At 64.2% G+C, this 24,412-nt stretch carries 22 protein-coding genes and 1 tRNA gene; 18 read left to right on the top strand and 5 right to left on the bottom strand.

All coding sequences use genetic code 11. From position 1 onward, the window contains the following. The first annotated feature begins 2 nt into the window (after positions 1 to 2). The 3 genes from ACLV8F_RS13390 to ACLV8F_RS13380 are packed head-to-tail and all read left to right on the top strand — an operon-like array spanning position 3 to position 2,056. Positions 3 to 449, top strand: coding sequence for a YybH family protein (locus ACLV8F_RS13390; protein ID WP_411884705.1), 447 nt, complete (start codon positions 3 to 5; stop codon positions 447 to 449). A gap of 26 nt (positions 450 to 475) precedes the next feature. Further along, a complete protein-coding gene (locus tag ACLV8F_RS13385; RefSeq protein ID WP_411884704.1) occupies positions 476 to 1,447 on the top strand; it encodes a YheT family hydrolase in 972 nt (323 codons plus the stop codon). 24 nt (positions 1,448 to 1,471) lie between these two features. After that, a complete protein-coding gene (locus tag ACLV8F_RS13380; RefSeq protein WP_411884703.1) occupies positions 1,472 to 2,056 on the top strand; it encodes a DUF2946 family protein in 585 nt (194 codons plus the stop codon). Between the two features lie 61 nt (positions 2,057 to 2,117). Here ACLV8F_RS13380 and ACLV8F_RS13375 read toward each other — a convergent pair whose 3' ends face one another. After that, positions 2,118 to 2,987, bottom strand: coding sequence for a c-type cytochrome (locus ACLV8F_RS13375; protein ID WP_411884702.1), 870 nt, complete (start codon positions 2,985 to 2,987; stop codon positions 2,118 to 2,120). Between the two features lie 234 nt (positions 2,988 to 3,221). Here ACLV8F_RS13375 and ACLV8F_RS13370 point away from each other — a divergent pair. From ACLV8F_RS13370 to ACLV8F_RS13350, 5 genes are all read left to right on the top strand, one after another. Continuing rightward, positions 3,222 to 3,297, top strand: a tRNA-Arg gene (locus ACLV8F_RS13370). Positions 3,298 to 3,499: 202 nt separating this feature from the next. Then, a complete protein-coding gene (locus tag ACLV8F_RS13365) occupies positions 3,500 to 3,925 on the top strand; it encodes a hypothetical protein (RefSeq protein WP_411884701.1) in 426 nt (141 codons plus the stop codon). A gap of 309 nt (positions 3,926 to 4,234) precedes the next feature. Continuing rightward, positions 4,235 to 5,569: a hypothetical protein gene (locus tag ACLV8F_RS13360; RefSeq protein ID WP_411884700.1), complete on the top strand. Its 1,335-nt coding sequence runs from the start codon at positions 4,235 to 4,237 to the stop codon at positions 5,567 to 5,569. Beyond that, positions 5,569 to 7,656, top strand: a complete 2,088-nt coding sequence (locus ACLV8F_RS13355) for a phospholipase D family protein (protein WP_411884699.1) — start codon at positions 5,569 to 5,571, stop codon at positions 7,654 to 7,656. Before ACLV8F_RS13360 ends, ACLV8F_RS13355 begins: the two co-directional genes overlap by 1 nt. After that, on the top strand, positions 7,643 to 10,459 hold the full coding sequence (locus ACLV8F_RS13350; protein WP_411884698.1) for a helicase-related protein: 2,817 nt from the start codon (positions 7,643 to 7,645) through the stop codon (positions 10,457 to 10,459). Before ACLV8F_RS13355 ends, ACLV8F_RS13350 begins: the two co-directional genes overlap by 14 nt. A gap of 290 nt (positions 10,460 to 10,749) precedes the next feature. On the opposite strand, the gene ACLV8F_RS13345 is transcribed toward ACLV8F_RS13350, so the two are convergent. Continuing rightward, positions 10,750 to 11,682, bottom strand: coding sequence for a LysR family transcriptional regulator (locus ACLV8F_RS13345; protein ID WP_411884697.1), 933 nt, complete (start codon positions 11,680 to 11,682; stop codon positions 10,750 to 10,752). Between the two features lie 95 nt (positions 11,683 to 11,777). Here ACLV8F_RS13345 and ACLV8F_RS13340 point away from each other — a divergent pair, with 95 nt between their 5' ends. From ACLV8F_RS13340 to ACLV8F_RS13315, 6 genes are all read left to right on the top strand, one after another. Continuing rightward, positions 11,778 to 12,755, top strand: coding sequence for a tripartite tricarboxylate transporter substrate binding protein (locus ACLV8F_RS13340; protein ID WP_411884696.1), 978 nt, complete (start codon positions 11,778 to 11,780; stop codon positions 12,753 to 12,755). 53 nt (positions 12,756 to 12,808) lie between these two features. After that, complete coding sequence (locus ACLV8F_RS13335) at positions 12,809 to 14,086, top strand: CaiB/BaiF CoA transferase family protein (protein WP_411884695.1); 1,278 nt, start codon at positions 12,809 to 12,811, stop codon at positions 14,084 to 14,086. Positions 14,087 to 14,176: 90 nt separating this feature from the next. Beyond that, a complete protein-coding gene (locus ACLV8F_RS13330; RefSeq protein WP_411884775.1) occupies positions 14,177 to 15,358 on the top strand; it encodes a thiolase family protein in 1,182 nt (393 codons plus the stop codon). Between the two features lie 32 nt (positions 15,359 to 15,390). Further along, entirely contained in the window at positions 15,391 to 16,311 is a 921-nt protein-coding gene (locus ACLV8F_RS13325; RefSeq protein ID WP_411884694.1) for an SDR family NAD(P)-dependent oxidoreductase, read from the top strand. Between the two features lie 101 nt (positions 16,312 to 16,412). Next, on the top strand, positions 16,413 to 17,525 hold the full coding sequence (locus ACLV8F_RS13320; protein WP_411884693.1) for a 3'-5' exonuclease: 1,113 nt from the start codon (positions 16,413 to 16,415) through the stop codon (positions 17,523 to 17,525). A gap of 78 nt (positions 17,526 to 17,603) precedes the next feature. Next, on the top strand, positions 17,604 to 18,080 hold the full coding sequence (locus ACLV8F_RS13315; protein ID WP_411884692.1) for a hypothetical protein: 477 nt from the start codon (positions 17,604 to 17,606) through the stop codon (positions 18,078 to 18,080). A 35-nt stretch (positions 18,081 to 18,115) separates the two neighbouring features. Here the strand turns inward: ACLV8F_RS13315 and ACLV8F_RS13310 are convergent, their stop codons facing one another. Together ACLV8F_RS13310 and rsmI are read right to left on the bottom strand one after the other, a co-directional pair. Continuing rightward, on the bottom strand, positions 18,116 to 19,348 hold the full coding sequence (locus tag ACLV8F_RS13310; RefSeq protein ID WP_411884691.1) for a multidrug effflux MFS transporter: 1,233 nt from the start codon (positions 19,346 to 19,348) through the stop codon (positions 18,116 to 18,118). Then, positions 19,345 to 20,193, bottom strand: a complete 849-nt coding sequence (gene rsmI, locus ACLV8F_RS13305; RefSeq protein WP_411884774.1) for a 16S rRNA (cytidine(1402)-2'-O)-methyltransferase — start codon at positions 20,191 to 20,193, stop codon at positions 19,345 to 19,347. The genes ACLV8F_RS13310 and rsmI overlap by 4 nt, the downstream gene beginning before the upstream one ends. Positions 20,194 to 20,243: 50 nt before the next feature. Between rsmI and ACLV8F_RS13300 the strand changes: the two genes are divergently transcribed. Beyond that, the gene (locus tag ACLV8F_RS13300; RefSeq protein ID WP_411884690.1) at positions 20,244 to 20,699 is read left to right on the top strand and encodes a YraN family protein; all 456 of its coding nucleotides are present in this window, start codon (positions 20,244 to 20,246) and stop codon (positions 20,697 to 20,699) included. Positions 20,700 to 20,714: 15 nt separating this feature from the next. Here ACLV8F_RS13300 and ACLV8F_RS13295 read toward each other — a convergent pair whose 3' ends face one another. Next, positions 20,715 to 21,827 (bottom strand): enolase C-terminal domain-like protein, encoded by a 1,113-nt coding sequence (locus ACLV8F_RS13295; RefSeq protein WP_411884689.1) that lies wholly within the window; start codon positions 21,825 to 21,827, stop codon positions 20,715 to 20,717. A gap of 146 nt (positions 21,828 to 21,973) precedes the next feature. On the opposite strand from ACLV8F_RS13295, the gene ACLV8F_RS13290 reads away from it, so the two are divergent. The 3 genes from ACLV8F_RS13290 (at position 21,974) to ACLV8F_RS13280 (ending at position 24,400) form a co-directional block, all read left to right on the top strand. Beyond that, positions 21,974 to 22,642: a FadR/GntR family transcriptional regulator gene (locus tag ACLV8F_RS13290; RefSeq protein ID WP_411884688.1), complete on the top strand. Its 669-nt coding sequence runs from the start codon at positions 21,974 to 21,976 to the stop codon at positions 22,640 to 22,642. Positions 22,643 to 22,734: 92 nt separating this feature from the next. Continuing rightward, entirely contained in the window at positions 22,735 to 23,667 is a 933-nt protein-coding gene (locus ACLV8F_RS13285) for a ketopantoate reductase family protein (RefSeq protein WP_411884687.1), read from the top strand. A gap of 133 nt (positions 23,668 to 23,800) precedes the next feature. Beyond that, positions 23,801 to 24,400, top strand: coding sequence for a phosphoheptose isomerase (locus ACLV8F_RS13280; protein ID WP_411884686.1), 600 nt, complete (start codon positions 23,801 to 23,803; stop codon positions 24,398 to 24,400). Positions 24,401 to 24,412: the final 12 nt, after the last annotated feature.

Genomic DNA, 24,412 nt, shown 5'->3' with positions numbered 1-24,412 from the left:
CCATGCCCAAACCCAAAGTCCCGCCCGCCAGCAGCGGCAACGCCGACGACATCGAAGCCGCTTTTTACGACGCGCTGCAAAGCGGCGACATCGACAAGCTCATGGCATGCTGGGGCGATGAGGACGACATCGTCTGCGTGCACCCCGGCGCCGCGCGCCTTGTGGGCCCGGCGGCCATACGCGGGGCCTTCGACGCGATGTTCGCCAACGGCACCATACGCGCGCAGCCCATCAAGGTGCGCAAGGTCGAAACCATGAGCGCCAGCGTGCACAGCGTGCTCGAGCGCGTCGAGGTATTGACCGAAGAAGGCCCGCGCCACGCCTACGTCATCGCCACCAACGTGTACCACAAGACCGCCCAAGGCTGGCGCATGGTGGCGCACCACGCCAGCCCCGGCACGCCGCGTGAAATGCAGGAAGTGTCGGAAACGCCCACGGTGCTCCACTGAACGCGATTGACGGTGTGGAGCCGGCCATGAACTACGCCGCGCCCTGGTGGCTTCCGGGCGGCAACCTGCAAACCATCTGGGCGGCCCTGCGCTCGCGGCGCTTCCTTGGGCCGCAGCCTGTATTCCACCGTGAACGCTGGACGACGCCTGACGATGACTTCGTCGATGTGGATTGGCTGGTCACGTCCGAGGCCTCCGCGCCCAGGCCACTGCTGGTCGTGTTCCACGGCCTCGAAGGCTCCTCCGCCAGCCACTACGCCGAGGCGCTCGCCGATGCCGCGCGCGAACGCGGCTGGGCCTGCGCCATACCGCATTTCCGCGGCTGCTCGGGCGAACTCAACCTCGCGCCCCGCGCCTACCACTCCGGCGATTTCGCCGAGATCGACTGGATACTGCGGCGCTTCGCCGCCCAGCACACCGGGCCCGTCGTGGCCGTCGGCATCTCCCTGGGCGGCAACGCCTTGATGCGCTGGGCCGGCGAGATGGGCGCCGAAGCGCGCCAGGTCGTGGCCGGCATCGCCTCCGTCTGTTCACCGCTGGACCTCGCCGCCAGCGGCTGGGCCATAGGCCGGGGCTTCAACCGGCAGGTCTACACGCGCATGTTCCTCAAAAGCATGGTGCCCAAGGCGCTGCTCAAGCTCGAGCAGCATCCCGGCCTGTTCGACCGCGAGCGCCTGCTCGCCGCGCGCGACCTCTACGCCTTCGACAACGTCTTCACCGCGCCCGTGCACGGCTTCAAGGACGCCGACGACTACTGGTCGCGCGCCTCCGCCAAGCCGCACCTGCACCGCATCGCCGTGCCCGCGCTGGCCCTGAACGCGCTCAACGATCCTTTTGTGCCCGCGTCCAGCCTGCCGCAGGCAAAAGAAGCCGGGCCCCACGTCACGCTGTGGCAACCGGCGGAGGGCGGCCACGTCGGCTTTCCCTCGCCGCCCTTTCCGGGCCACGTGCGCGCCATGCCCTACAGCGTCACGGGTTTTCTGGCGAGCCAGCTATGACCCGGCGCGGCGCAAAATAGGCCCATGGACGACATTGTTCGGCAGGCGATCGCCAAATGGCCCAACGTTCCCGACTGCTACGGCTGGCTCGGGCTGGACGCGCGCGGCAACTGGTACATGCGTGACGACAGGGCCCAGGCGGCAGGGCCTTTTAGCGGCGTGCCTGGCGCCGACACCGCGCGCAACATGGCCGCCAAAGGCTCGCTGCTCAAGCACGACAAGCTGATCGACTTCATCCAGCGCAACTACGAAAGCGACAAGGCCGGCCGCTGGTTCTTCCAGAACGGCCCGCAGCGCGTATATGTGGAACTCGAAGCCACGCCCATGGTCTGGCGCGTCGGCCCGGCGCCCTCGTTCGCCATCGCTTCCCACACCGGCGCGTCCGCGCGCCCCCAGCGCTGCATCGTCGACGAAGTGGGCCGGGTCTACCTCGAAACCGACATTGGCTTCGGCCTGGTCCACACCCAGGACATGACACACGCCGCCGACGCGGTGGAGCAGGGCCTTTGGGTGCCCGAGGAGTCACCGGCCCGCGATTTACCTTCGCGCTTCGGCTATGTGCGCAGCCCGCAGGCGCTGCAGGACAAGCTGCCGCCCGCCGCTGTGTGACATGTGCGCAGGCATAAAAAAAGCCGGTCAGTGACCGGCTTTTTTGTGAGGGGCGGGCGTTTTACTTGACCGCGTTCACCATGTACTGCACCACGGCCTTGATTTCGCCGTCGGACGCTGCGGAGCCACCTTTGGGAGGCATGGCGCCCTTGCCCTTGATGGCGCTGGCGGTCAGTGCATCGACGCCGGCGGCCAAGCGCGGGCCCCAGGCGGCTTTGTCGCCCAGCTTGGGGGCGTTGGCAACACCGGCCACGTGGCAGGCGGCGCACACCTGGGTGTACAGCGCGGGGACCGCGCCACCGGCTGCGGCCGGCGCTGCAGCTGGGGCCGCGCCCTTGTTGGCGGCGGCCAATGCGGCCACCACGTCGGGCGACGGTGCGGCAGCAGCAGCCGTTGCGTCAGCGGGAGCCGCTGCGGCCGCGGCAGGCGCCGCGGGTTCGGCAAACTTGCCGCCGGCGGCTGCCGTCATGTAAACCACGGCCTTGCCGATTTCGACGTCTTCAAAGTCGCCGCCGCCTTGCGCGCCCATGGCGCCCTTGCCCTTGAGGGCCGAGTGCCAGAGGGCGTCGAAGCCGGTCTTGATGCGCGGGGCCCAGGCGCCCGCGTCGCCGAATTTGGGTGCGCCGGCGGCGCCCGTGCCGTGGCAGGTCACGCACTGGGCTTTGTAGACTTCTTCACCGGATTTGAGGGGGCGGTTCGCGTCGCGGATTTCAACCGAGCCGATTTTCTGGATGCGCTGCGCCACGGATTTGGCGTCTTCGTCGGCGCCGGCCGCCGGCTTGTTGGCCGAAGCGACGTAATAAACCAGGCCGATGATGGCAAAAACAGGGACGACAAAAGAGAAAAATACCGCTGCCAGCAGTTGCTGGGGCGTCTTGATCGGGCCAGTGTGGGCTTCTTCGTGGGCCGTGGTGTGGTCGTTTGCGCTCATGGCGTCCTCAAAAAACTAAAAATCGGGGGGCTATCGCGTGTTGTGGGGCGCGCCGTATAGCGCTTGCTCAGCAACCGCAGATTATAACTGGGGCCTCGTGAAGTCCCGGGGCGCGCCACGGCCGGCTGGTAGAATCGACCACGCTGCGCGCCGTGACTCGGCCGCGCAGTGCAAATTGCCCTGATTTCGCGCCATCCGGCCGCGAATTCCGGCGCAAACCGTTTTCCCAGCGTTGCGGCTGTAGCTCAGTGGATAGAGTATTGGCCTCCGAAGCCAAGGGTCGTGGGTTCGATCCCCGCCAGCCGCACCATAGCTTGCTCGTGTCAGCCGCAGGCCAATGTCCCTGGAACATAACTGTGCCGTTTCGGCACGCTCATGCTTCATTTTTGGCCGGCACGGTTACGCTTCCATGCGACCGACAGCGACCCCCCGGAGGGCGACGCAACTTGGCCGGGCGCAGGGTATGACTGCAAGTAACTTAATAATGCGGGTTTTTCTCTTACTAAGTAAAGATGACTGACGCCGCCTCATATTCAACCGCTGCCGGAGAACATCTCGTTCTTGGCCAACTTCTTCGTCTTGGAGTCAGCGCCTATTTAGCTCAAGGCCCGACGCAAAAAGGATGGGACATCATCTTCAAGCTGGGTTCAGATTTAAAGACGGTACAAGTGAAGACAATTGGCTGGCCCAAGGAAAAGGCTGTGAACGGCAGTCTTACCGCAGGGTTCGACTTCCTGATCGTTGTGCTGCTTGATCGAGATGGCCCACACCCGCGCTACCTCATATTGGCAGCAGCGGATGTGGAGCAATATCTTTCCAGGGAAAATCCCGAGAGGAAGGTCAAAGGTAGGCGCACTCTCACGGTTAGCAATCACAAGCTAGAGACGGGTGGAACTTTACAGAAGCATGAGAACAACTGGTCGATTTTGTGTTCATGACCTAATCAGAGGATTCCTATAGATGTTCTAGTCCAGGGTCCGGTACCGCTGCCAAACTACCACTGGGCAGGAAATCCATAAGGAAAACTTCATCCTTACGACTGCGCTTGGGGCATAAGCTGTCGTATGGAGGTCGGATCGTTCCAAATTGAACGCAACGGCCTTTTAGTCTGTCCACGACCGACTGGCTTTCACCGTCCGATCTAGATCAAGAAAAACGTTTTCCTGAATTACATTTGAAGCCAAAGGGGATCGTGCAAGTCCGCGGTCGTCAATGCCAAAGCGCAACCCATACGGGGATTACAGCGGATGAGCGACGAATCACTATTGCCATTTCTAAGCCAGTTTGATCCTCCTGAGACCGCTGAGGGCAGTCTCGATCCGTTAGGGTTTTATTCGATAGCAGATGCTCTGGGCGTGAAATTGGCTCCTGGCGTCCGTGAGCGCCAGTCGAAACCTCGTTACCTGACCTTGGCTCTCGTTGGAATGCTGGCCTGTAGTGATCTGGAGGCTCCCCATCGATCGATCAAATCCTTGGCTCCGTGGCTCGTCTACGAGTGGCTCATCGTCGAGTCCCTAGTGCGTGAACTCCAGAATACGCCTGCTCTCAAAGGAATACCTGGCCAGAGCAAGGTGCTGGACGCGATCAATGCAAAGGAATTTGTTTGCGATCGGAACTACCTCCGCACGCCAACGGTCTTCGGCTTTCATGGAATTTACCGCGTGCTTGGTCTCAAACTCGGCCTGTTCGATGTGGGCGGCCAGCCGCTTCAAGGCGGCTATCGGGTACTCAGCGCATGGCAATCCGACCAGAAGATGCAAGGGTTCGTTGACGGAAGTGGCCCAGGACAAGCTTTTCGGCAGCTTATAGAAAAGGCGGTGAGGACTGGCTTGGATGCCGGTCATGCAAGGGATCCTGGACCGAAGTTCCGCGAGTTCGTTGTTCAACACCTCGCACCGCGCCAGCCTGGGGAGTTGGAGCGGGAGGCTTTGTGGAATGCATTGACGCAGCACCATGGGCTGCGCGGCGAGTACGCGCAATTGCTTACTTCGGCGGATGGGCAGAAATTTTGGACTAAGGACGGCTCAAATGAGTCGACGCTTCACCGGTGGATGCTCCCGTACGCATCGCAAGCCTTGACGCAGCTGTTGGTCGCGATTCAGGCATTCGAGCGACTTGCGCGATTGCTTACGGACGCCTTCGATGAGATGCGTTATCGGATGACCGAGGAGCGTTCCGCGGTCGACGCCGCATGGCTGGCAAATGGGGAATGCGTACTGCGGGCGAGCCATGAATGCTTGCCGGCATTTCAAGATGCCCTGCGGGAGCTGGGCGTGATTGATCCCGCTCTGCGAACGCGACTGGACAAGGCCCTGCAGTGGATTGGCGACGCGACGAATCCTGAAGGCTTTTCCAATGAGCTGCTTGCCCATCACAGCAGGATCCAGCAAGCCAAGCCGCCCTCAGGGAAACGCCCCTGGCTAGACGCGTATAGCAATGGACGCGTTGCGATCCGTCCCGCATACACGGTAGGCAAGTTCGAGACGCTCACCGATATCTACGTCCAGGCTTATCGAACTGTGCCACTCCAGTCGTTTGCCCTTGACCTCAAACGTGTTGTCGTCACCGAGGCCAGCACCTGATGGCTCGGCTAAGACCTGTCGATGCGTCGCAACGCAAGCTCCTCAGTGCATGGGGGGCACCGGAAAACGCGGGCAAGCCCATAGGGGTCCTTGCGACGACCTTTACCTTGGACACGTCGCTGTTCGAAGAAGAGTGCTTGGCGCGGTTTGCCGGTGTTCAGAGCGACCCTGTAAGAGACGGCGCTATCTACCGGATCGAGCGCGAAGAGCGCTTGAGTTCATTGATCTGCGCCGTGGTTGTCGCCGACATCCATCACTGCGGTGGAAAACGTAGCCTGAGATGGGATCTTCTCGCGGCAAGACCGGCCAGCGGTGTCTTGCACGCGAAGATAAGTCTCCTGGCTTGGGAGCGCCATGTCAGGGTCATCGTCGGATCGGCGAATCTGACTGACCAAGGCTATAGGCGCAACCAGGAGTCGTTTGTTGTCCTGGAATTCGACCAAAATTTCACGGATCAAAATCTACTTGAACCCTTGATCTCCTATCTGCAGGATGTGCTTTCCATCGCAAGCGGCCCCGCGATTCCTCGCGCGCAGCGGTTGTTGGCTTGGGTGAACGCGAACTTACCTAAAGACCGTGTCGCGCCTAGCAAGGGTATCCAGCGGCGCGTGGTGCTGACGGGACCGGGCAGGGCGGACGTGTTTTCACAGCTGGTGGCCATGCTGCCAGCAGACGGTACTCCAACGGAGGCGCACGTGGTGTCGCCATTCTTTGACAAGGAGCTTCGATCGTACGGGCCCGAAAGGCGCCTATGGGGAATCCTGCGTCAAAGAGGGCAGGCGGAACTGCATTTCCATGTGGCCGGCGAGGAGGCGATCGAATCCAAGCGGTGGCGCTTGGAGGCTCCATCTCATTTGCTCGATGCAACACCAAAGGGCCGGGCCGGAGTTTCGGCATCGATCCATCCCTTGCGTGTCACGAACGTTCCTACGGACGGCGGCAGCGAAACCAGGCCACTCCACGCCAAGACGATGACGCTATCGAATGACGCATGGACATTGCTGATGATTGGCTCGAGCAACTTCACCTCGGCAGGCATGGGACTCAGCCCGCAAGCCCAGAATTACGAGGCAAACGTCGTTTATATGCTGCGCGCAGGCTCATCGGACAAGGTTCGCAAATTAATGGGTCATCGCACGTTGCGCGGCGGCAATGCCGTCGATACGGGACATGACGTGGATTTTGTTCCGGCATTCGACTCGGACGGTGAAGAGAGCAACGTTCCTGCCTTGCCTCGTTTTTTCGGTGATGCGTTGATGATGGGCATGGATCCCGAGTATTTCCTGCTGCAGATTCACGTCGAGGGTGAGGCTCCCCCCCGGGGCTGGTCCGTTCGGCACGAAGCGCTGACCCTCTTGGATCATGCCAGCTGGCTGGGCGCTGGACAGCCGCAGGTCTTCGAATCGCGAGTCCCGAGGGATAAGGTGCCGCCTTCCACGTTGACCGTGAATTGGGGGGCGGGCGCGAATGTCGCGTATTGGCCTGTCAACATTATTTCCGCGGACACTTTGCCTCCACCGGCGGATCTACCCAGTTTTTCGTTGGCCGCGCTGCTCGACTTGATGGCTTCGGGACGCCCCTTGCATGAAGCGCTGAGGGAGTGGCTAAGACGCCAGCCTGATGACGATGACACCGACGTCGATGGTGCCTTGGAGTTGCTAGATCCGCATGAGAAGGTAGACACGAGTGGATTCCTGATCAAGCGTGTCCAGCGTGCCTGTTGGGCAATCAAGGAACTTAGCACCAAGCTAGTTGCCCCGGTCCTTTCCGAATCAGCCATGGCATGGCGCATCTCCGGGCCTGTCGGCGCCAATGCGGTCTTGGAGGCATTGCAAAAGCAGTGCGATCCAGCGCTTCCCGACGAGCTGACGTTCCTTCTATGTGAGCTGCTTTGCCAGCTCGAAGCGGACGCTGAAGAAGGCACCCTCCACGTGGAGATGGAATACGTTGGCCCTATCGCCAGCATGCAGGAACAGTTTGTGGCCAAGGTCCGGGAAAGGCTCGAGAAATCGCTCGCGGCAAGTTCACCTCAGATGCAGGCGTATGTGCGGGATGCAACCGGAAAGATGTGCGATGGAACTTCCTGAATCCCTCGATCTGCACGTCGAAGGGCACCTTTCTACCGCGGACGCCGAACGCCAGCGAAAATCCGCCCAGGCAGTTCTCGACCGGTTCGTCAGCCAGCCTGGCGTCATCCTCGGTGATGAAGTCGGGATGGGGAAGACCTTCGTCGCGCTCGCGGTAGCTGCCGCCCATGTGGTCCAGAAGCCATCCAAGGCTGTCGTCATCATGGTGCCGATGGGCGTCCTGAAGAAATGGAGCCGCGATGGTGAGACATTCCGGAAGGCTTGCTTGCATAGCGAGGAAGATCGCCGCCGTTTTCGTGTGGGGATAGCGGAGACAGGCTCGGATTTCCTCAAGCTTCTCGATGTAGGTGCAGCCGGGCGTGCGAACGTCATCGTGCTGGCCCATGGGGCGCTCAACCGAAAGCTGGCGGACAGATGGATCAAGCTCGCCGTGCTGCAAGCTGCCGTCAAGGGGAAAGTTGGTGCGGCGAACCTGCGTGAACGCATAGCGCGATTCGCACACCTGATTCTCTGGAGTGGCGGCCAAGGTGGACAGAAAAAGGACCTCATACTTACGCTCCTGAATTCCGATCCTCAGGACTGGAAGGAAATTCTGGTCGCCAATGAGGCTCTTCAGGCTGCAGATGACGAACCGGTTCCGCGGGTAATCCTGGACGCGCTCCAGGCCATTGACCTGTCGGAGGTCTTCAGCAAGGTGGTCGAGCTTTTGCCCGAGCGCCATTCCGCACATTTCAAGGTGCGAATCAGGCGAGCCCAGAAGGCACTGAATGACGCCCAGGACGGCGTGCTGCCGAAGATCTGGCGGCAGATACTAGGGCATATGCATCTTTCGCTGCCCCTTCTCATCCTGGATGAAGCACACAGGGTGCGTAACGGCGGCACCCAACTGGCCTCGTTGCTGTCCGGAGCGCAGGAAGATCTGGATGCCGTGAAAGGCCAGCTGTCAGGTCATTTCGATCGCATGCTTTTCCTGACGGCTACTCCGTTCCAGCTTGGACACAGTGAATTGCACAACGTCCTGGTCCGCTTCAACGCAATCAACTGGTCGAGCGTCCGCGCGCCGTCGATGAACAGGGCATCATTCAATTCCACCATCGACGCCCTTCATGAGACGCTCGACAAGATGCAATTGGCCACTGACAGGCTGGAGCACGCATGGAAGCGCCTGCTTCCCCTGGACATCGCTGAAGCAGAACATGCCTGGGGTGCGTCTTGGTGGGACGATGGGCTGGGCTTGGCGTGCGCTATTGGGACGGGTTCCAACGCAAGGGTAAACGCCGTCCGGGCTTCCTTTGGGAAAGCAAGATCCGCGGTCAAGGCGGCTGAGGCTCTGCTTCAGCCTTGGGTGCTTCGAAATGCCAGGTCCATGCATCTACCGGTGCCCTATCAGTTGGTGGCGCGAAGGTTAAGGATCGAGGGCGGGGCGGTGATTGAGGAGCTTTCCGGAACCGCACCGGTGAAAGGGGGAGGCATCAAGGTTTCACCGGAGAATGCACTTCCTTTCCTTATTGCCGCCCGCATGAGTACCCTGGAGGGAGGCCGCAGGATATTCACCGACTCCATCGCCTCCAGCTTCGAAGCTATGCTGGATACGCACCGGGAGGATGTACAGGAGGATGGCTGCGCAGTGGTCGGCGGCGTCCCCCCGGACAGAGGTAGTTGGTATGAAGCCAGGCTGCGGGCGTACTCGCTCGACATGGGTTCGAAGGACGGGACATCGCATCCTAAGGTCAAGGCGACAGTAGACCTAGCCATGAGCCTCTGGCGTAAAGGCGAGAAGGTCCTGATTTTTTGCCACTATCGGCAAACAGGTGCTGCCCTTCACCGTTTTCTCTCGGAAGCCATGCTGCGGGAGATTGACTTGCGAGCATGCGAGCAATTGCGTTGCAGTTCGGAGGAGGCAGTTGCGCAGATGCGAAAGACGGCCGATCTCTTTGATCGAGACAAGGGTGGTGCGCGGGAAGTGTCTGCCATCCTCGACGAGTTGTGGGCTGACTATGAAGCCTTGGGTAACCCGCTTGTGAGGGAGTCAATCTTTGATACGCTCCTGCGCTTTCTGCGCACGCCAACCTTCTTGGTCCGTTTCGAAAATCTTTCGGCCAGCGACAGGGTCGAGGGTTGGGTTGGTGAACTGTTTGAGCGTCAGGACGCTTCTGGCATGACGCTCGAGGTCGTGGTGCGGCAGTTCCTGGCCTTCCTCGGCAACCGGTCCAGCGATGATGACCGATTTGCGTACCTGGACGCTCTCAAAAGGATCCAGACTGGTACTCACGCGGGACCTGAAGCTGCGGGGTCCTTCGACGACGACGAGGCAGACGAAGGCGTGAGAACCAGGCTGGTGGCGAACGTCCGGCGCGTTTACGGAAAGACCCGCGACGAAACTAGGGAGCGGATTGCGTTGGCTTTCAACACCCCGTTCTATCCGGAGATACTGATAGCTAGCAGCGTTATGGCCGAGGGCGTTGATCTCCACCTTAACTGTCGCCATGTCATACACCACGACCTAGACTGGAATCCGAGTTCACTGGAGCAACGCACTGGACGAATCGATCGGCTGGGCGCGAAGGCTGAGCGGTCTGGCCAGTCTATCCGTGTCTATCTACCCTACGTCGAAGGTTGCCAGGACGAGAAACTCTTTCGAGTCGTTATGGACCGGGAGCGTTGGTTCGGCGTCGTAATGGGCGCGGAAAAAGGCATATCCCGCGTGTTACAGCCGAGTGCGTGGGAAATCGAGCAGATTAACAACGCTGTTCCGGTACCTATTCCCCTTGTACAAGCCTTGAAGCTCAGCCTGGGCGCGTAGCAGTTGTGCTTGGGCGAGGGCTCTCGGTGGGAATATGGGGAGCCGATCATCTAGCGCAGATTGGCTGCTGTGTATGCAGGCAGGCGCCTGTGAGCTATGGCGTGGCGTTGCGGGGGGATGCCATGATTCCGGGATTAGTGCCCACCGTATTTGCGATGGTGCAACAATTCCCTGAGATCCCATCGGAACATCGCATAAACGGCATTGAATGCATAAGTGGATCAGATTTCGACAGAACTCAACAGCTAGGCTGTTTCCCGCTAGCCTCCGGCAGACGTACCATGCATGCCTCAGCGCAACCCCAGCGCCTCCCGCAACAACTCAATCCTCAAATTCGCCACCGCCCCCCGATAAACCAGCTCCACAGGCGCAGGCGGGATCGCCGGCGACACCCTCAGCGACTTGACCTGGCCCAGGCTTTGCGCGTGGCGTGACGTCGTGGTCGGCGCGATGCTCAGGCCGGCGCCTGCCGCCACCAGTTGCACATTGGTGCCGGGGCTGGTCGATTCGATGACCGGCTGCGGCGCGACGGCGCCGGCCTTCATGAAACTTTCTTCAATCAGGCGCCTGGCCATCGAGGTTTTGGCGGGCATCACCCAGGGTTCGCGTGCGAGTTGTTGCCAGTCGACCTTGCGGGCGCGTGTGAGCGGATGGTCGGGTGGCGCGATGACGCTGAACTCGACTTCGAACAGTCTTTCAAAACGCAGGGCCGCGGGCCCGGCTTCGGGCATCTGCATGGGGTGGCTGGTGACCAGCGCGTCGACCTCGCCGTTGAGCAAGGCCTGCATCAGCATGGGTACGCGTTCCTCGAGCAAATGCACGCGCACCGGCGGGTCGCGCTGGGCCAGCCTGGCCAGCACCTTGGGCAGGTAGCCTTGGGCCACGAAGGGCGGCGCGCCTATGCGGATGATGGCGGCGGCGCGTTCGCCGGCTTCGGCCTCGCCGCGCAGGTGGGCCAGCTCCTGCAGCAGCAGCGCCGCGCCGCGTATCGCGATGGCGCCCTGGGCGGTGGGCGTGACGCCGCGCGCCGTGCGGGTGAACAGCGCGAAGCCGAAAGCGCTTTCAATTTCACCGAGGGCCTTGCTGACGGCGGGCTGGGTCAGGTTCAGGGTTTGTGCCGCGGCGCGCAGGCTGCCGTCGCGCTGCAGTTCGGTGATGAGGCGCAGGTGGCGAAAACGCAGGCGCGCGACCAGGTGGTCGACTTGAGAGGGAGGGGCGGACATGGCGATAACCTAAAGTAATCAATCACTGAAAAGATATCACTTTTAGATATCCGGCGGTAGTCCTATCCTTGAGGCAAATTAATAAGGAGACAACCATGGACCGCCGCTCGTTTTGCCTCAGCGCTTTTTCCGCCGCCTTGCTCGCACCGGCCGCCGCCCGCTCGGCCGATGCCTATCCCACCAAACCCGTGCGCATCGTCGTGCCCTATGCCGCAGGCGGCGGGCCGGACATCCTGGCGCGGCAACTGGGGCCCAAACTGGGGGAGGTGCTGGGCCAGGCCATCGTGGTCGAGAACAAGGTCGGCGCGGGTGGTGTGCTGGCCGCGCTGTATGTTGCGCAGCAGCCGGCCGATGGCTACACCGTGCTGATGGGGTCGAACTCGCACCTGATCCAGAAAGTGCTGCAGCCTTCGCTCAAGTTCGACCCGGTCGGCGACTTCCTGCCGGTCACCCTGGTCGGCACCTCGCCCAGCGTGCTGGTCGTGGCGGACAACTCGCCTTACCGCAAGGTTGAAGACCTGGTCGCGGCGCTGCTCGCTAATCCCGGCAAGATGAACTACGGCTCGGGCGGCATCGGCTCGGCCGCGCACCTGGGCGGCGCCACCTTGCTGTCGCTGAGCGGCGCGCAGGCCACGCACATCCCGCTCAAAGGCTCGGTTGAAATCCCGCTCTCGCTGCTGCGCGGCGACACGGCGTTTGCGTTTGCGATTGCCGGCACGGCGGTGCCCCAGGTCAAGGGCGGCAAACTGCGCGCCCTGGCCGTCACGTCCGCCGCGCGCCTGAAGGAATTGCCGGGCGTGCCGACGCTCAACGAAGTCATGCGCAATGAACTCACCGTGCAGGAATTCTGGTTCGGCCTCTGGCTGCCGGCCAAGGCGCCGGCCGACGTGGTCGCCAAGCTTTATGCCACCACTGTACGCACCTTGGCCGACCCGGCGCTGGCCGTGCAGTTTGAAGCCGCGGGCAACCGGGTGGTGCACAGCGACAGCCCGCAGGCCGACGCCGCCTTTGTGCGCAGTGAATACCGCAAGTGGGCCGAGATCATCAAGCTGACCGGCATCACCGCCAGCTAAAACGCAAGCAAGCCAACAAGCAAGCAAAGCCAAGCAAGAGAAGGAACAAAAAAATGTCAAAACCGCTGGAAGGCGTTCGTGTGCTGGATTTGTCGCACGTCATCGCAGGCCCCCTGGCTTCCTTCTACCTCGCGCAGATGGGCGCGGAGGTCGTCAAGATAGAGCCGCCCAACGGCGGCGAGGTGATGCGCACCAGCAAGAACCCCAGCGAGGGCGACACGCCCACGGCTTTTGTGGCCATGAATGCCGGCAAGCGTTCGCTGGCCCTGGACATCCGCACGCCGGAAGGCGCGGAGATGGTGCGCTCGCTGGCGCTCACGGCGGACGTGTTCATCGAGAACTTCCGCCCCGGCGTGGTGGCCAGGTACGGGCTTGATTTTGAATCCATCAAGGCCATCAAGCCCGACATCGTTTATTGCTCGATCTCCGGCTACGGCCAGACGGGCGAATGGTCCGGGCGCGGCGCTTACGACCACGTGGTGCAGGCGCTGACCGGCATGATGATGATGTCGGGCGAGCATCCGGACGCGCCGCCGCTCAAGGTCGGCTTTCCGGTGATCGACGTGGCCGTCGGCATGCTGGGTTCGCTGTCCATCGTCTCCGCGCTGCACCGCCGCGCGCGCGACGGCGCGGGCCAGTACATAGACGCCTCCATGGTGCAGGCCTCGCTGATGCTGATGTACCCGGCCGCGAGCGCCTTCCTCACAGACGGCACCGAACCCCGGCGCATCGGCAACCGGGGCTACACCGGCAGCCCGGCGGCGGACACCTACCCCTGCCTGGACGGCTGGCTGGCTGTTGCGGCCAACACGCCGCAGCAGTTCCGCAAACTCGCCGCCACACTCGGCCTGGAAGCGCTGTGCGAGGACGCGCGCGCGCTGGACCTCGAGGCCTTTAATGCGCCGGGCCGGGGCTTTGTCATTCCGCGTGATGCTGAATATGTCATTGGCCGCCTGCGCGCGGCATTTGCCAGCCACAAAGCCGCGGACCTGGAAACGCGCCTGAATGCCGCCGGCGTGCCGGCCGCCCGTGTGCGCAGGCTGGGCGAATTCCTGCGCGAAACCGACGGCAGCGATTGTGTGGGCCTGCCGGACTTCCGGTTCTCGCAGCAGCATGAAGTGCGCACGCGCGGCCTGGGTTTCAGCTGTGCCGACGACGGCGGGCCCAGCGCGCGTGGCGCCGAGGCGCTGGGGCAAAGCACGCAGGCGCTGCTCGCCGAAATCGGCGTGGGGGCGGAGGCCGTTGCGGCGCTGGCACGCGCCGGTGTGGTCCGCTCCGCGCCCGCCGCGCCTGCCGCTTCATTGACGGGCAAAGCCGCGGCTATCGCCTGATCCCCGACTCGACCGTCGGCCAAAGCCTTGCGCGCAGCGGGCGGCCGCAAGCGCACGCATTCAAAACTTCCAGAGCACCACTACATGTCCATGATCGACGCCGTCATTGTTTCCACGGCCCGCACGCCCATAGGCAAGGCCTTTCGCGGTTCCCTCAACAACATCAAGTCGCCGACGCTGATGGCGCATGCCATACGCCATGCGGTGGAGAGGGCCGGCATAGCGCCGGACCGCATCGACGACGCGGTCATCGGCTCGGTGCTCACCGCCGGCACGGCCGCTTCCAACATCGCGCGGCAGGCGGTGCTGGCAGCCGGCCTGCCGCACACCGTCAGCGCCCAGACAATTGATCGCCAGTGCGCGTCCGGCCTCATGGCCATCGCCACGGCGGCCAAGCAGATCATGGTCGACGGCATGGAGGTGGTGGTGGCCGGCGGACAGGAGAACATCTCCCAGGTGCAGAACCGCTACTTCGAATGGATGCAGGCGGAGCAGGACCCGCGGGTCACGCAGTTCGAACCCCACGCCTATATGCCCATGCTGCTGACGGCCGAACACGTCGCCGCGAAGTACCGCATCTCCCGCGAGGCGCAGGACACCTATGCGCTGCTGTCGCAGCAACGCACGGCGCGCGCCCAGGCCGAAGGGCGCTTCCTTGCGGAGATCGTGCCGATTGAAGCGACCACGCTGAAGGCCGTGTCCGGCGGGGAGTCCGTCATCGAAAAGGTCGTGCTCAGCCGTGACGAAGGCAACCGCCCCGGCACCACGGCCGAATCCCTGGCCGGCTTGAAGCCTGTCGTCGAAGGCGGCAGCGTGACCGCCGGCAATGCGAGCCAGCTGTCCGACGGCGCCAGCGCCTGCGTGCTCATGAGCGGCAAGCTCGCGCAGCAACAAGGCCTGGACGCGCTCGGCATCTACCGCGGCATGGCCGTGGCCGGCACGGCGCCCGAAGAGATGGGCATCGGCCCTATTTACGCGATCCCGAAGCTGCTCAAGCTGCACGGGCTCAGCATTGACGACATCGGCCTGTGGGAACTCAACGAAGCCTTTGCCTGCCAGGCGCTGTATTGCCGCGACCACCTGGGCATAGACCCGGAAAAATACAACGTCAACGGCGGCAGCGTCTCCATAGGCCACCCCTACGGCATGACGGGCGCGCGCCTGGCGGGCCATGCGCTCATCGAAGGAAAGCGGCGCGGCGTGCGTTATGTGGTGGTCGCGATGTGTGTGGGCGGCGGCATGGGCGCGGCGGGGCTGTTTGAGGTCGCCTGATTTTTTATCAAAGCATGGAAAGAGAAAACCCAATGACAACAACAAAGCTGTTGCAGGACAAAGTCGCCATCGTCACGGGGGCCGGCCGCGGGCTGGGCCGGGCGCATGCGCTGGAACTCGCGCGCCACGGCGCCCGCGTTGTGGTGAGCGACATAGGCGCCGGCAAGCCGGGCTCGCCCGCCGAAGCCGTGGTCAAAGCCATTGAAGCCCTGGGCGGCACGGCCTTTGCCTGCGACGTGGACGTCACCAACCCCTCCCAGGTCGAGCAGATGGTCAAGGCCGCCGTGGGCCGCTGGGGCCGTGTCGACATCCTGGTCAACAACGCCGGCATCCTGCGCGACAAAAGTTTTGCCAAGATGAGCCTGGAGGATTTCCGCCTCGTGATGGAAGTCCACGTCATGGGCGCCGTGCATTGCACCCACGCCGTCTGGAACCTGATGCGCGAGCAGCAATACGGCCGTATCGTCATGACCACCTCGTCGTCGGGCCTGTACGGCAATTTCGGCCAGGCCAACTACGGCGCCGCCAAGATGGCGCTGGTCGGCCTGATGCAGACCCTGGCGCTGGAAGGCGAAAAATACAACGTGCGGGTCAATTGCCTGGCGCCTACCGCCGCAACGGCCATGACCGAAGAGCTGCTCACGGCGGAAGACCTGGCCATGCTGGAGCCCGGCGCGGTCAGCCCCGGCCTGGTGGCCCTGGTCGCCGAGGACGCACCCACCCGCATGACCTTGCTGGCCGGCGCCGGCGGTTATGAGAAGGCCAACATCACCATGACCCAGGGCATTTTTCTGGCCCCCGATGAACGCCATGCCGAAGCCTTGATCGCGCGGCTGGATGAAGTCGCCGACCGCGAGGGGGAGTCCGTGCCGGCGACCGGGTTTGACCAGTTGCGGCATGAGGTCGCCAAGGCGAGGGCCATGCAGGCCAGGGGTTTGCGCCAGCCGGCGTGAATTGAAGCAAGCCGGCGCGGCGCATGCGCTGGCGGCGTGAGCCTGGACCGGCTATCTGCGAAGATAGCGTGCTTTATTTCAAGCGAACCCAGGAGCAAAGCATGCAAGACCGTATCCACCCTGAGAGGCTTCAGGCGCTCCCTGAGCGCATGGCGACGGCCGGCCAGCTGGGTTTCGGTTTTGACGAGGGCTTGCTTGCGATGGCCGCCGAGGCCGCGGCCGCCAGGCTGCGCAAGCCCAAGGCCGTGAAGACGCCCAGGCCCGTGGCGACTGAACCCGTGGCGCTGACTCCCGCCGCGGCCGGCGACAGCCCCGAGGCCATGGCGCAGGCGCTGGAGCGGCATCCCGATTACCGTGTGCTCAGGCGCCTGGTGCCGGCCACGGCCTTTGCCCATGCGCCGCTGGGGCCTGTCGCCACGGTCGTGATCCTTGACACCGAAACCACGGGGCTGGACGCCTCGCGCGACCAGGTCATCGAACTGGCGCTGCTGCGCATCCAGGTCGACACGCAGACCGGCCTTGCGACCGGGCCGGTGCAGGTCTATGACGGGCTGCGCGACCCGGGCATGCCGGTGCCGAAAATCGCGCGCGAGATCACCGGCATCACCGACGAGATGCTGGCCGGCCAGCAGCTGGACATGGCGCGCGTCGACAGCCTGCTGGCGGGCGCCGACCTGGTCATCGCGCACAACGCCGGCTTTGACCGACCCTTCGTCGAAGGCCTGCTGCCGCAAGCGCAGGGCCTGAACTGGGCCTGCTCGTTCGCCGACATCGACTGGACGGCCGCGGGCCACAGCTCGGCCAAACTCAGCTACCTGGCCTCGGCGCTGGGCTGGTTTTACGATGCGCACCGTGCGGAGATGGACTGCCACGCTTTGCTCACGGTGCTGACGGCCGAACTGCCGGGCCTGGGTGTCAACGGCCTGGCGCACCTGCTGGCCGCGGCCCGGCTGCCGAGCTACCGCCTGCAGGCCACCGGCGCGCCTTTCGCGGCCAAGGACTCGCTCAAAAACCGCGGCTATCGCTGGGACAGCACCGCCAAGGTCTGGCACACGCGGCTGGGCGGCGACACCGCGCTGCAGGCCGAATGTGAATGGCTGCGGCAAGAGGTTTACGGCGGGCGCGCCGCGCGGCTGGCGTGGGAGCGTTTTGACGCCGCGAGCCGCTATTCCGGCCGTGCCGGCGTCCCCGGCTGGGCGCAGCTGGGCACCTGAACCCGTGCCGCCCGGCGCGGGAACATTCCGCGGCGGGTGGTGTCTGACATCCTTACGAATGAATCCCAGGAGTTACCCATGAAGGCCTTTCCAATTTTTTCGGGCATGGCGCTTGCCGCGCTGCTTCTGGCGGGCTGTGCGACCCCGCAGCCCGGCATGTCGCGCGAGCAGGTGCTGGCGAGCTGGGGCACGCCGACGCGCACGGTGCCGCTGGCATCCGGCACGCGGCTGCAGTATTCCGGGCAACCCACGGGCCAGATAGCCACGATGGTCGACCTCGACGCCGCAGGCAAGGTCGTGAGTGTCCGGCAGGTCCTGAACATGCAGGACTTCTCCAGGATAGAGGTGGGTAAATGGACGCGCGCGGACGTGGAGCGCGAGTTCGGGCCGCCCGCGAAAACGGATGGTGTGGTCTCCTGGTCGGGCGACATCATGACCTACCGCTGGGTGGACGGCGTCCAGGACATGTTCTTTTTTGTCTACCTCGATGCCGGCAAGGTGGTGCGGCGTGTGGGCCAGGGTATGGAATTCCCGATCCGGATGAACGACCGCTGAGCGGTTCCCTCTCCCTTTGGGGAAGGGGCAAAACCTCAGTCGCGCGATACGGCGCGGCCGATTTCCGGCCAGCGGTGGTGCAGATACATCCACGCCACCAGGCCTATGCACATCATGGCCAGCGACACCATGGCCAGCGCGGGTGTTGAGTGCATGACCAGCGGTGCGATGATCCCGGCGACGATGCCGTTGGCGGTCGAGCCGATAAAGGCCTGCAGCGACGACGCCATGCCGCGCCGCTCGGGATAAAGGTCCAGCACCAGCAGCGTGACAACCGGCACCATCAGCGCCCAGCCGAAGGCGAACACCGCGATCGGGACCAGCGCCCACGACACGTGCGGCGTGAACAGCAGGTTGGCCGCCAGGTTCAGCAGCGAAGTCACCAGCATGATGACAAAGCCGTGGCGTATCTGCTGCTTGGGCGCGATCTTGCCGGCCAGGCGGCCGCTGAGCCAGGCGCCGGACATGATGCCGGTGATGGTCAGCAGAAAAAACCAGAAGAACTCGGTGGGCTGCAACGCCAGGTGGTCGCCCAGGAAAGCGGGCGCCGACAGCACGTACAAAAACATGCCGTTGAAGGGCACGCCGCTGGCCAGCGCCAGCAATAAAAAGCGCGGGCTGGAGCCCAGCTGCCAGTAGCCGCGCATCAGGTGCCGCACCTCAAAAGGCTGGCGGTCCAGCGGCGGCAGCGTCTCGGGCAGGAAGCGGAAGTTGGTCGTCCACAGCACCACGCCCACACCGGTGAGGAACCAGAAGATGCTGTGCCAGCCCAGGTGCACAAACAGCCAGCCGCCCACGATGGGCGCCAGCGCGGGCGCCACGCCGAAATAAATCGTGACCTGGCTCATGACCTGCTGGGCCTGGGCCGGCGGGTACATGTCGCGGATCACGGCGCGCGAGACCACGATGCCCGCGCCCGTCGACAGGCCCTGCACGGCGCGGAAGAACACCAGCTGGCCAATGCTTTGCGACAGCGCGCAGCCGGCCGAGGCCAGCGTGAACAGCGCGATGCCCCAGAGCACCACCGGCCGGCGCCCGAAGCTGTCGGCCAGCGCGCCGTGGAACAGGTTCATGAAGGCAAAACCGAACAGGTAGGCCGACAGCGTCTGCTGCATTTCCACCGGCGAGGCGCCCAGCGACTGCGCGATGCCGGAAAACGCCGGGATGTAGGTGTCGATGGAAAACGGCCCCAGCATGCCGAGGATGGCCAGCAGGGCGGCGAGTGTCCAGCGCGGGGCGCGCCAAAGCTGGTCGGCGTTGGGGTTCATGCGTTTTTGAGTTTGAGGGCGGTTTCGTAGAGTTCGTTGCGGCCCACGCCGGTGATGTCGGCGGCCAGCTTGACGGCGGTCTTGAGCGGCAGTTCCGCCAGCAGCAATTGCAGCACCCGCATGCCGTCTTCGGCGCTCTCGGGCACGGCGGACGGGTGCAGCACCAAGGCGAATTCACCGCGCGTGCGCTGCGGCCCGGCGGCCAGCCAGGCCGCGAAGTCCTGCGCGGGCACCGTTGCGATTTCCTCGAACTGCTTGGTCAGCTCGCGGCCCACGGTGACGGGGCGTTCGCCCAGCACGGCCATGGCGCGCGCCAGCGCCTCGATGCGGTGCGGGGCTTCCAGAATCACGATGGCGCGCGCATCGGCCTGCAGCGCGGCGATGGCCTGGTCGCGCTCGCCGGCCTTGCTGGGCAGGAAACCGGCGAACACAAAACCTGTTTCGCCACCCTGGCCGCCGAGGCCGGCGACGCTGAGCACCGTGGTGACGCTGCTGGCGCCGGGCAGGGGCATGACGGTGAGCCCGGCCGCGCGCACCGCGGCGACCAGGCGCGCGCCCGGGTCGCTCACGGCCGGCGTGCCGGCGTCGCTGACGTAGGCCACGCGTTCGCCGCGCTGCAGGCGCTCGATCACCAGGCCGGCGGCCTGTGCTTCGTTGTGTTCATGCACCGCGAGCAGCGGCTTGTCGATGCCGTACTGCCGCAGCAGCGGCTGTGAGTGGCGTTTGTCCTCGCAGGCGATCGCGTCCACGAGCTGCAGCACCTGCAGCGCGCGCAGGCTGATGTCGGCCAGGTTCCCGATGGGGGTGGCCACGACATAGAGGGCACTTTCCGGATAATGCTGCATGCCCGCCGCGGCGCGTGCCGCATCCAGGGCTAGGTCGAAAGAAGCGTTCAATGTGGTTTTCCAGAAAACAGGGTTCCAGGGTGCCGCCGGCAGGCGCGGCCGAAGGCGCGCGCCCCTTGCCCGGGCAGGTTACCACCAAGTCGCGCGGTGACGCCGCCGAGTCCGCCGCCCGCGCTTACCTGGGCCGGGCCGGGCTCAAATTTGTGGAGGCCAATTATCGGACGCCCGGCCGCGGCGGCGGCGAGATCGACCTGGTGATGCGCGCGGCCGACGGCACATTGGTGTTCGTGGAAGTGCGCCAGCGCGCGGACGCCTTGCATGGCGGCGCGGCCGCCAGCATCGGCAGCGCCAAGCAGCAACGCATCGTCCTGTCCGCACGCCACTACCTGATGCGTTTCGCGAGCCCGCCGCCTTGCCGCTTTGACGTGGTGCTGGTCAACGGCGCGCTGGATGGGAAGGCGGGCGCCGCCATCGAGTGGTTGCCGGCCGCGTTCGATGCGTCCTGAAGCGTAGCGCGCAGCTCAGGCGACGCGATACCTGGCCAGCCCCTTGGGGCACCACTGAAGGCCCAGGCCGGGCCGCTGCGGCGGCGTGGCGAAGCCTCGCTCGATGACCATGGGTTCCTGCAGGATGGCGTCGGCCCAGCTCACGTACTCCAGCCAGTGCGCGCCCGGGGTGGCGGCCAGCAAATGGACGCTGATTTCGGGGAAGAGGTGCGAAGAGACCTCCATGCCGTGCGCGGCCGCAATAGCCGCGCCGCGCATCCAGCCTGTGACGCCGCCTATGCGCGCCGCATCCAGCATCACCATGTCGGCCGCGCCGGCCGAGAGCGCATCGTGCACGCCTTCCGGCCCGTCGAAGTTCTCGCCGATCTGCACCGGGCACGGCAACTTCGTTCGCAGATGCGCGTAGCCCCGGTAGTCGGCGTGGCGTATGGGTTCCTCGATCCAGTAGATGTTCAGGTCTTCAAGCGGGCGCGCGCGGGCCAGCGTTTCGCTGACCGTGAGCGCCTGGTTGTAGTCCACCATCAAGGCGACGTCGGGCCCCACCGCCTGGCGCACGGCCACGGCAACGTCCCGGTCCAGCGAGGCATCCGCATTGCCCAGCCTGAGCTTCACGCCGCGAAAACCGTGCTCAAGCAGGCGCACGGCCTCTTCGGCCGCCTTGCCGGGGCTCATCAGGCCCAGGCCGTCGCTGTTGTAGGCCTTGATGTCCCCCGCGCCGCCGCCCAGGAAGCGGGCCAGCGGCATGTCGGCGGCGACCGCCAGTGCGTCCCATGCGGCAATGTCGAGGGCGGCCAGCGCCATGCGCGCGGTGCCGGTCACCCCGAGCAGCGCGTAGCGCCGCGCCAGGAACGCCGCGATCTCCACCGGGCGGACGGCTTGCCCCCGAATGAGTTCGGCGGCTTCCTGAAGAATCAGCGCAATGGCTTTTGCCCCGCTGTCCCGGTAGCAAAACAGATAGCTGCGCCCGACCACGCCCTCCCGGGTTTCCAGGTCGACCAGCAGCAGCGGGGCTTCGGTCACCGTTGCGGCGCTGGTGCCGAGCGGGAAGCGCATGGGAACCCTGACGTAGTGGCTGCGAATTCCGGTGATGTGAAGTTCGGGCGTGCGGGTGGGGGTGGCGTGCGGCATGGCGGGGCTCCGGTGGTTGAAGGTGGAAGCGAGTGTTTGGCTAACCATTATGGTGAATTTGGTTAACCAATGTCAAGATAAGGTACAAACCAATTGGCAGCGGGCTATACTGAATTGGTCATCTACACCGGCATTCCGCCCCTCGCATGAACCAGCCCAACACCGTCGAAGTCGTTCGAAATTTCGTTTTGAGCCCGGGTGCGGCGGACGGCGGGCGCCTGCCTACCGAGCGTTCCCTGGTCACCACGCTGCGCCTGCCGCGAAGCGCCATCCGCAATGCGCTGGTGGTGCTGGAGGCTGAAGGGCTGGTGAGCCGCAAGGTCGGCAGCGGCACCTACCTGGTGGACCCGCCGCGCCGCGCCAGGGCGGAAGGGCCGGTGCCGGCTTCGTTCGACGTCAACCCCAAGCAGATCATGGAAGCCAGGCTGGCGCTGGAACCGCAAATCGCGGCCCTTGCGGCGGTCAATTACACCCGCAACGACCTGGAACAGCTGGTGAATTGCGCCCAGGCGTACCACCAGGCCGACGACTTCGAGACCTTTGAAGCCGCGGATGAGAAATTCCACAACGCGATCGCCACCGCGACCCACAACCCGCTGGTCGTCAGCGCCTACCAGTCGTTTTCCGCCGCGCACGCCGCCGCCGAATGGGGTGGCCTGCGCCAGCACTTCCTGACCGGCGAGCGCCGGAAAAAATCCCGCCAGGAGCACGACCGGATACTGGACGCCATCCGCCGCCGCGACGCGGGCGCCGCCTCCAAGGCCGTGCGCGACCACCTGCATTACATCGTCGCCGAGATCCTTCAGCAGCAGTAGTCCGCTCCGCGAAGCCCTGGGGGCGCAGACAGGGCTTGACATGCCAAATTGGTTAACCAATAATGAATTGGTTCATCAACTTTGGAGTTCATATGAAAATCCTGGTCATTGGTTCAGGCGGCGTCGGCGGTTTTTATGGCGCGAAGCTTGTGCAGTCCGGACACGACGTCACTTTCGTCGCCCGCGGCCAGCACCTGGAGGCCATGCGGCAAACCGGTTTGCAGATCGAGGGCGATTCGGGAATCAGCCTGGCATTGCAGCGCGTCACCGTGGTGGAGGACCCTCGCACCGTCAAGCACCCGGACCTGGTGCTGATCGCCGTCAAGCTGTGGGACCTCAAGGACATGGCCGCGCAGCTCAAGGACGTCGTCGGCCCGTCGACCACGGTTCTCTCGCTGCAAAACGGGGTGGTGAAAGACATCGTGCTCAAAAAGGCGTTTGGGGACAAGGCCGTCATCGGCGGCGTCGGTTACGTCGCGACCTCGATCGGCCGCCCCGGCGTCATCAAGCAGGTGGGCAACCTCCAGAAGATCCGCCTGGGCACCTACGGCGGCGCGCCTTCGCCGCTGGTTTCGGAACTCGCGAATTCCCTCGCCAGCGTCGGCGTCGACGCCCTGGTCAGCGACGACATCCAGCGCGTGCTGTGGGAGAAATTTGTTTTCCTGGTCGGCCTGTCGTCCATGACCTGCCTGACGCGGCTCACCATCGGTCCCATCCGGGAGAATCCCGTGTCGCGGCACATGCTCCAGTGCGTCATCTCCGAAGCCGTCAATACGGGCCTGGCGCACAAGGTGGCCCTGCCGGTGGACTATGCCGCCACGGCCATGGCCCTCGTCGACCAGTTGCCCTACAGCATGACGTCCTCGATGTTCCATGACCTCGATAAAGGCAACCGGCTGGAACTGCCCTGGCTGGGCGGCGGCGTGATTTCGCTGGCCGAAGAAGCCGGCGTGCAGGTGCCTGTGAACCAGTTCATCGCCGACGCCCTGTCGCCGCATGTCAATGGGAGGCCCGCGGCGAAATGAGGCGGACCGGGCACGCGCTTCTGGCGCGCCCGTGCTTGCGCAGCGAGAGAAATGTGTGAGCGTGTGTTCGCTCGGGGCGCGGCAATCCCCGTTGCGCTGACGAAGGGCAAGCATGACCCGCTATCATTGCCCCATGCTTGAACAACGCATAGAACAGCAATTCATCGACAGCGCCGACCTCAAGTACCAGGCCGCGCAAGTCCTGTCCAAGCCCATCGCCGCGGCCGTGCAGGCGATCCTGGCCAGCGTCACCAGCGGCGGCAAAGTCCTGGCGTGCGGCAACGGCGGCTCGGCCGCCGCCGCGCAGCATTTCGCCGCCGAGTTTGTCGGCCGCCATGAACGCGAGCGGCCCGAACTCGGCGCCATCGCGCTGACGACGGACAGCTCCATCCTCACGGCGATCGCCAACGACTACGATTTTTCGGTGATCTTCTCCAAGCAGGTGCGCGCCCTGGGCGGCGCCGGCGACGTGCTGCTGGCCCTGAGCAGCAGCGGCAACTCGGCCAATGTGCTGGCCGCCATCGAGGCCGCCCACGAGCGCGAGATGACCGTGGTGGCCCTGACGGGCCGCGGCGGCGGCAAGATCACCCACGCCTTGCGTGAAACCGATGTGCATGTGTGCGTGCCGCACGAGCGGACCGCGCGTATCCAGGAAGTGCACCTTCTCGTCCTCCATTGCATTTGCGACGGTGTGGACACCCAGTTACTTGGCGACCAGGAGACCTCTGTATGAAATTTGTTCCGT

Source organism: Polaromonas sp. YR568 (assembly GCF_943369675.1).
Lineage (GTDB): Bacteria > Pseudomonadota > Gammaproteobacteria > Burkholderiales > Burkholderiaceae_C > Polaromonas.
Note: the sequence above shows the minus strand (reverse complement) of the source record. Positions and strands in the feature narration are given on the sequence as shown.

Bases quoted from the DNA above. Each gene is read 5' to 3' on its own strand.
- ACLV8F_RS13390 (WP_411884705.1), top strand. From the start codon at position 3: ATGCCCAAACCCAAAGTCCCGCCCGCCAGCAGCGGCAACGCCGACGAC.
- ACLV8F_RS13385 (WP_411884704.1), top strand. From the start codon at position 476: ATGAACTACGCCGCGCCCTGGTGGCTTCCGGGCGGCAACCTGCAAACC.
- ACLV8F_RS13380 (WP_411884703.1), top strand. From the start codon at position 1,472: ATGGACGACATTGTTCGGCAGGCGATCGCCAAATGGCCCAACGTTCCC.
- ACLV8F_RS13375 (WP_411884702.1), bottom strand. From the start codon at position 2,987: ATGAGCGCAAACGACCACACCACGGCCCACGAAGAAGCCCACACTGGC.
- ACLV8F_RS13365 (WP_411884701.1), top strand. From the start codon at position 3,500: ATGACTGACGCCGCCTCATATTCAACCGCTGCCGGAGAACATCTCGTT.
- ACLV8F_RS13360 (WP_411884700.1), top strand. From the start codon at position 4,235: ATGAGCGACGAATCACTATTGCCATTTCTAAGCCAGTTTGATCCTCCT.
- ACLV8F_RS13355 (WP_411884699.1), top strand. From the start codon at position 5,569: ATGGCTCGGCTAAGACCTGTCGATGCGTCGCAACGCAAGCTCCTCAGT.
- ACLV8F_RS13350 (WP_411884698.1), top strand. From the start codon at position 7,643: ATGGAACTTCCTGAATCCCTCGATCTGCACGTCGAAGGGCACCTTTCT.
- ACLV8F_RS13345 (WP_411884697.1), bottom strand. From the start codon at position 11,682: ATGTCCGCCCCTCCCTCTCAAGTCGACCACCTGGTCGCGCGCCTGCGT.
- ACLV8F_RS13340 (WP_411884696.1), top strand. From the start codon at position 11,778: ATGGACCGCCGCTCGTTTTGCCTCAGCGCTTTTTCCGCCGCCTTGCTC.
- ACLV8F_RS13335 (WP_411884695.1), top strand. From the start codon at position 12,809: ATGTCAAAACCGCTGGAAGGCGTTCGTGTGCTGGATTTGTCGCACGTC.
- ACLV8F_RS13330 (WP_411884775.1), top strand. From the start codon at position 14,177: ATGATCGACGCCGTCATTGTTTCCACGGCCCGCACGCCCATAGGCAAG.
- ACLV8F_RS13325 (WP_411884694.1), top strand. From the start codon at position 15,391: ATGACAACAACAAAGCTGTTGCAGGACAAAGTCGCCATCGTCACGGGG.
- ACLV8F_RS13320 (WP_411884693.1), top strand. From the start codon at position 16,413: ATGCAAGACCGTATCCACCCTGAGAGGCTTCAGGCGCTCCCTGAGCGC.
- ACLV8F_RS13315 (WP_411884692.1), top strand. From the start codon at position 17,604: ATGAAGGCCTTTCCAATTTTTTCGGGCATGGCGCTTGCCGCGCTGCTT.
- ACLV8F_RS13310 (WP_411884691.1), bottom strand. From the start codon at position 19,348: ATGAACCCCAACGCCGACCAGCTTTGGCGCGCCCCGCGCTGGACACTC.
- rsmI (WP_411884774.1), bottom strand. From the start codon at position 20,193: ATGCAGCATTATCCGGAAAGTGCCCTCTATGTCGTGGCCACCCCCATC.
- ACLV8F_RS13300 (WP_411884690.1), top strand. From the start codon at position 20,244: ATGTGGTTTTCCAGAAAACAGGGTTCCAGGGTGCCGCCGGCAGGCGCG.
- ACLV8F_RS13295 (WP_411884689.1), bottom strand. From the start codon at position 21,827: ATGCCGCACGCCACCCCCACCCGCACGCCCGAACTTCACATCACCGGA.
- ACLV8F_RS13290 (WP_411884688.1), top strand. From the start codon at position 21,974: ATGAACCAGCCCAACACCGTCGAAGTCGTTCGAAATTTCGTTTTGAGC.
- ACLV8F_RS13285 (WP_411884687.1), top strand. From the start codon at position 22,735: ATGAAAATCCTGGTCATTGGTTCAGGCGGCGTCGGCGGTTTTTATGGC.
- ACLV8F_RS13280 (WP_411884686.1), top strand. From the start codon at position 23,801: ATGCTTGAACAACGCATAGAACAGCAATTCATCGACAGCGCCGACCTC.